The sequence below is a fragment of the Bacteroides caecigallinarum genome (genome assembly GCF_021531075.1).
Classification (GTDB): domain Bacteria; phylum Bacteroidota; class Bacteroidia; order Bacteroidales; family Bacteroidaceae; genus Phocaeicola; species Phocaeicola caecigallinarum_B.
Window position 1 is genome coordinate 1 of sequence record NZ_JADYTJ010000087.1, and the last position, 6,063, is coordinate 6,063.

The 6,063-nt window shown below is 41.9% G+C and carries 8 protein-coding genes; 1 reads left to right on the top strand and 7 read right to left on the bottom strand.

Annotated elements, in window-relative coordinates; translation table 11 throughout:
• A partial coding sequence (locus I6E11_RS14015) for an AIPR family protein (RefSeq protein ID WP_235338757.1) occupies positions 1 to 1,575 on the bottom strand: 1,575 nt, incomplete at its 3' end.
• A 226-nt stretch (positions 1,576 to 1,801) separates the two neighbouring features.
• Here I6E11_RS14015 and I6E11_RS14020 point away from each other — a divergent pair.
• Positions 1,802 to 2,149: a hypothetical protein gene (locus I6E11_RS14020; protein WP_007560866.1), complete on the top strand. Its 348-nt coding sequence runs from the start codon at positions 1,802 to 1,804 to the stop codon at positions 2,147 to 2,149.
• Positions 2,150 to 2,193: 44 nt separating this feature from the next.
• Here I6E11_RS14020 and I6E11_RS14025 read toward each other — a convergent pair whose 3' ends face one another.
• The 6 genes from I6E11_RS14025 to traM all read right to left on the bottom strand — a co-directional run.
• Positions 2,194 to 2,649, bottom strand: a complete 456-nt coding sequence (locus I6E11_RS14025) for a glycoside hydrolase family protein (protein WP_204482787.1) — start codon at positions 2,647 to 2,649, stop codon at positions 2,194 to 2,196.
• Positions 2,650 to 2,696: 47 nt separating this feature from the next.
• A complete protein-coding gene (locus I6E11_RS14030) occupies positions 2,697 to 3,200 on the bottom strand; it encodes a DUF3872 domain-containing protein (RefSeq protein ID WP_204482785.1) in 504 nt (167 codons plus the stop codon).
• Positions 3,197 to 4,057, bottom strand: coding sequence for a DUF8464 domain-containing protein (locus I6E11_RS14035; RefSeq protein WP_204482783.1), 861 nt, complete (start codon positions 4,055 to 4,057; stop codon positions 3,197 to 3,199). Before I6E11_RS14035 ends, I6E11_RS14030 begins: the two co-directional genes overlap by 4 nt.
• A gap of 6 nt (positions 4,058 to 4,063) precedes the next feature.
• Positions 4,064 to 4,621, bottom strand: a complete 558-nt coding sequence (locus I6E11_RS14040; protein WP_117866308.1) for a conjugal transfer protein TraO — start codon at positions 4,619 to 4,621, stop codon at positions 4,064 to 4,066.
• Entirely contained in the window at positions 4,618 to 5,532 is a 915-nt protein-coding gene (traN, locus tag I6E11_RS14045) for a conjugative transposon protein TraN (protein ID WP_005776862.1), read from the bottom strand. The genes I6E11_RS14040 and traN overlap by 4 nt, the downstream gene beginning before the upstream one ends.
• A 46-nt stretch (positions 5,533 to 5,578) precedes the next feature.
• The coding region (gene traM / locus I6E11_RS14050) for a conjugative transposon protein TraM (RefSeq protein WP_235338759.1) at positions 5,579 to 6,063 on the bottom strand (485 nt) is incomplete at its 5' end.

The window sequence follows — 6,063 nt, forward strand, 5'->3', positions numbered from 1 at the left end:
ATTTATATCTTTATCGGTTATATCATCTATTTCAAGGTCCATAATGTCCTTATCAGATATTTTTGTTTTCTTTAATTTTTGTACCATAACTCCATATATTAAATAGAAAAGGACATCACTCTTTTCTGCAGTAGTCCAATCTGAAGTTTTACGAATATTATTCTGAATAACTTTACCAATTTTACCAACCTTATAAAACACAGATAAATCTTTTATGTTATTATATAGTTTATTATATGTTTCTTCATCTGCTAATAATGTTGAAGGACGGGCACGTGCAAAATCAGGTTTTCTCAGTAAAATACTTATAAGACATTGAGCTAAAAAAGAAACGCTTATTATATCTGAAACATTTTTCTTTTGATTCTTATAGTAATTCTTTCTTCTATCATAATACAAACCTCTTGATTTGCAATACATTTCTATTTGCAAATGTATAGGATCTGTTACTCTTAAAGAAGACTTTGGTATATTTGTTTGATTATTTGTTGCAAAGATGATATCATCACGCACTTCTTCAGAAGTTGGAACAATAAATCTTACTAATACATTTCTATTTTCATCTTTCAATCTCTCACTATTCTCTGAAAAATAATTATATATTTCATTAGATGTTTGGCGACCATTAACTATTTCCGGATTATCTACAGATAATTTTTTACTTGTTATTAGTGTGATCTTATCTGATAGAATTGTTATTCCGTTATTAAACCACCAAAAATCCTCTTTATTTTTATTCCTCAGAGTATCTGCAATACATGAGTTAACACTATTATTTCCTTGATAATCTCGAACATTTGATTCAAAAATGCCCTTTCTAAGTTGTTTCGAAGAATCCGTAATAAATTTATAGAATTCAGCAATATTAATTAAAGTAACATATTCATTTGTGTTACCTAATGTTATTGCTTGGTCTGCTAAATCAACCAATATGCTCATATCTGGTTCACTGCTATATAAATTCATGAGCATATCTGAATCTACAAAACTAAGTGAAACCATAGCATTAGGATATAAATTATTTATAACCTGCTTTAACTCTTCACTTTGTTCTTTGACATTAGGATGGACTTCTGTACCTAAAGTGACGTAATAGAACTTAATGTATATCTTTGGTTGCTTAGTTATAAGTTTTGTTATAGTGTCTCTAAACAACATGAACATATCACGTACACCTTCACAATATCTCTTTTCATAATTAGCAATATCTTTTGACATATCCATAAGATTTTGTGATACAGTCTTCCACTTCATTATAGCATCCTCTTTAAATTTGTCTGTCTTTTTGGATTGTATTATAATAAATTCTAAAGATGAGCCTTTTGTACAAGTTAGAGTACCAAGTTGATCTGGTGTAATAATCTCATTATTTAAGAAAAGATAAGCAGCATCGCATCCGCCATCATTTCCTCCTCCGATTATACCATTTTCGATTTCTTCTGAACTTAGTTCATAATCCTTCAATACCTGACAGGCTGAAAAATATTCAAAAAATGCACTCTCATTATTGAATCCATTTGATTCTTTGAATTCCTGATTTATAATTTCATTTAGTAATATCTGATTATTAGTCATAACAAATTAAAATTAAAGATTTAATTAACTGATACAAAAATAAAAAGATTAATAAAACAACAATGCATGTAAAAGCAATAGTTTGTATTTTTAGGAAATAAAAAATATTCCAATATTATTAAAACAAACATTGTTCAATCAAATTAGTCAACTATATCAATTTTTAATAACTTTACAGACAAAGATATCAAAGGTAAACAACAATGCAAGACAATATACTATCATGATAGAAAATTATCAGGAAAAAGCCAGAGAAAACTTTTACCGCAACCGTCCATACGGCATTCACATTGATTATGCCCGAAAAGGATTTGTACTGTTCAATCACTATACAAATAGTCTCGGCAAACAGGAAACCGGTTCTATTGAAGGCCTTCCCCTTGAAAAGTTCGAGGATGTGGACGCGATACCATTGAACGGGAAAATTATAAAAAATGGTAACCAGACAACAGACATCTATTTCTATACAGACGATTCAAATCCTTACAAAAACATGAAGCTGGATATGGATGCTCTGAAACAGTATAACCGGTTCATTTATCCCCTGTCACTTTTTTTAGACAGGATATTATAACAAGACAGCCGTGAATCATGATAAATTCACGGCTGTCTTGTTTTCTATGGCATAAACAGTAATCTGTATTCTTCTTTTCTTCTCCTTTCAATTGACGGAATTTTCTTTCCCTTATAGTAACAATATCGTATGAAGTCCGCATAAATGTCCCGGTTACCGGCTTCCAGTTTCCTTATCAACGTGCTTTTGGGCATCCTGCCATAACCGAGCAACCTATATGGTCCCACCTGGTATGCCAGACATGCAACCAAAAGCGAATCCTTTCCCAGATGACGGAACAACGCACACATTTCCTTCAGGTCTTTTCTCAGAATACTGTCTCCCTCACTTTCTGTCAGACTGACGGGAAACTTTTCCCCTTTTCTGATACGGTGACCGTATGCAACATACGGATAATGTTCCGGACCATGCCATCCTTCGTATTTCTTGATACACCTGACAGCCGTTTCCCAACGTGAGTCTTCCACATTCTCCTGTGCACGCAGGGAAGTTACCGTCATGGCCAGTACCACCAATGGCAGTACTGACCTTAGAGACCTTACGGTTATTATAGGACACCTCCTTCCTGAACTGACACTGAATCTTCCGTAGCATCTGTCTCTTCATCGCCCGCATTGTTGAAATCAAATTCCATTTCCGTCATGTTTCCCCAGTTGTCTTCGACAACGACAATGAAGTTCTGCGCCTCGTCACATAGTGAAGTATAATACAGCCTGAACTTCCGGTCCTCCAGCAGATAACGGTCATTCGGCTTGAATTCAAGACCGTTGTCCAGTTTCAGGGAACCCTCCCCGTCATACTGGAAATAACGGATCGCATAGACTGTACCGTCAAAATCGCCCTCACTTTTGAGTTCACATCGTATTTCCGCCGTCTCATTCCTGTTCAGTTCCTTTGGAACCGGCATTGTTTCCACGGTAAACGGATAACTCTGCTGGATTTCCAGCTCGGATTCGCACGAGGTCAGTACAAAACTGACCAGACCTATGCAGAACATGGCAATCTTGCCTGCCAGCCCAAATCCTTTTCTCATATTCTTTTCTGTCTTCATTTGTTTTCCCTTGTTTTTGTCAGATATTCATTCAAGTCCTTAAATCCATCATACAGACCGGAACAATCCATAACCTTATTCCCGAAATGTATGTTCAAACTCTCCAGTGCGGTAATCCCGGCCCGGTCACGGTCAAGAAAGCACCGGATTTTGCCGTAACCCTCCAGAACGGCATACGACCGTTCCAGATTGGATACAGAGTTCAGCACCAGGCAGTCCTCGTCCGTCACAGTCCGCAATACCAATGCCGAAAGGAAATCCACAAATCCTTCAAACACACAGCACGTATCATTTTTCTTTCCAGACAGGGACACACAGGAAATGTCCTTGGGAGAGATGCATCCCTTGAACATCGGGTTACGCAGTTCATAACCGCCGCTCCGGTTCATGAAGCCTATGGCAAAATACCGTTTGCCCCGTATTCCATATGCCACTTCCTTGCAGAATCTCCCGGCTATGGCCGGATCAATGCCTCTCTCTTTCAAATAAGCTTTCAATGCCTTATGACTCAGTTCCGCCACTTTCACGTCCTCGAATCCGGAAACGCGGGGTATCTTCTTACGTTCCTGTAAAGGTCGTAAGGGAAGGATGCCGGATTTCCCAGAAAGGAACTCCAGTTGCTCCATAAAATCGGCACTTCCGGTCAGTTCTCCGGCAAGATGGAAGATGTCACCTCCCTTTCCGAGACCAAAATCAAACCAGACATTCCGCTGCGTATCCACCTTGAAGGATGCGGTTCTCTCATTTCTGAAAGGGGATCTGAACCAGACATCATTTCCTTTACGGGATACAGGCATATGCCCCAGATCTTCAAGAAAACCGACAAGAGAAATCCGTCTAATCTGTTCCAGTTCCATAACCCGCTAATTTATCATAAAACGAATGCCGATTCCATACTGGGTATGGCAATGTCCGAGACTTCCGCCCCACAGGAAACGCTCACGCAAGGAAGCCGTCAATGCCACACGGTCGGCAAGGTACAGTTCCATCTCCAGCGTCAGGGCACAGCCGTACACAAAGGCATCGCCGTTTTTCAGAGTGGCCCCGTCATAGAGTTTTTTATCGGACCAGTTTACCGTCTCATATCCGGCCAGTGCCGATCCTCCAAGATTGAGGAAGAACACTTTTCCCGCATCGGAAAGGAAATTCAGGTAATATCCGCCTTCTGCCGTAAACTGCGCCGAAGGGATGGTCACATGACGGTAACCGTGTTTCATATGCAGGTATTCCGCTCCATATACCCATTTGTTCCCGCCTTTGGCATAACTTGAAAGTGTCATTCCCATATAGTATCCGTTATCGGAAGCCATACCTCCACGCATTTCCACACCCTGCATCCTTGGCAGAATCCGCTGGGCGTCTGCCTGCCCTACGGAAAGGACAAGCAGCAATGCCAGCATATACAATACTTTTGTTCTCATCGTACCTTCAGTTCGTTGATGGTTTCCGCACGCACCAGGTCTTCGTTGACCACCTCAAAACTCTGGTGACGGCCGCCCTGTTTCTCATACATCTCCACAACCAGTTTCTTGTCGTCCGGTATCGTAAACTTGGGAAGGGCAAATACCGTGCATTCCGAATCCCTGCCGTTTACACGTGTCACATAATTATAGGCACGCAGCGGATAAATCACCTGCTCCTGCATGGCCGTACGCTTCATCACCTTTTTGTCCACCACCTTGAACGTAATGAAATCCACGTCAAAGGGCACATTCGAGGAGTTCTTTACCTGGGTATGGAAATAAAGCAGGTCATTATGGGTGTACAGCCCTTTGAGCAGATACTGGATACCGAAACGCTTGCAGCCGATATGACGGATACGGCGCTTGTCATTCTCATACACGGATTTCATGATAAGACGTACCAGACGGGGTGACTCGTTATCCAGCTCGGTCAGATAGATTTCCATGGCATTGTTGGGACGGTTCACCGATTCTCCGTCATGGATGAAATCACACATCTCCACATTCAGCAGCAGCGGCTCATCGGCATACTTCACGTTGAATGTATAGAAGTTCCCGTCTTCGGTTATTACAGACATATTGGTTTCCTCCCTGAAATTGCGTGTCGTGGCCTTTACTCGGATTACATTCTCGGCACCGTCGGCCTTGCCGGCTATCAGGTTTGTAGAACCGAGATCCACATACTTGACCGGAGCAGGGAAAATGACATGGACGGTCTTGTCATACGTTATTTCCAGTCCGTGCGGCGGAATCATCTGGCTGAAACCGATCTTGCGGGTCAGCCCCTCATAATAATCACCGCTACTCTGCTGCGCCCAGGCAGCCGATACGCCCAGTAAAAGGGCAAACATCATCAGAATCTTCTTCATGTGCTTTTGTTTAATGGTTGTTTTTTCTTTCATAGTTTCCTGTATTTCATTTCTCCGGTGAATGGAGCAGTACCCGGTGTCCGGCCTTCAAAGTAATCTTTACCGTACGCATCCGTTTGGATATGTACTGGGAAACGCCCTGTATCACACCTTTTCCCAGATCGGAGGCAATCTGCGCCCCAGCATCGGTGGAAATGTTGATGCTGCTGTTCATCGAGGTTCCCATGTTGGCGGCAATCTCCCTGGCAGCGTCATATTCCAGTGAACCCGGCACCAGGATTCCCTGCTGTCCGTCCAGATCATAGACTTCCAGCTCCACAGGCAGGATAGTTCCCTTGTATTCCACGGCATTGACCATGATTTCCAGCCGTTCACCCTGTATGCGTGTACCACCTACCAGTACGGTCCCTTTCGGTATGAAACGTCCGGCAACGGACATGGGCTCGGTAAGCCGCAGGCGCAAGGCCTGTCCGTCGGATACGGTCTGCGTACCGTGTACACAGGCAGCAATGGTATTGCCTTCCGTTACTG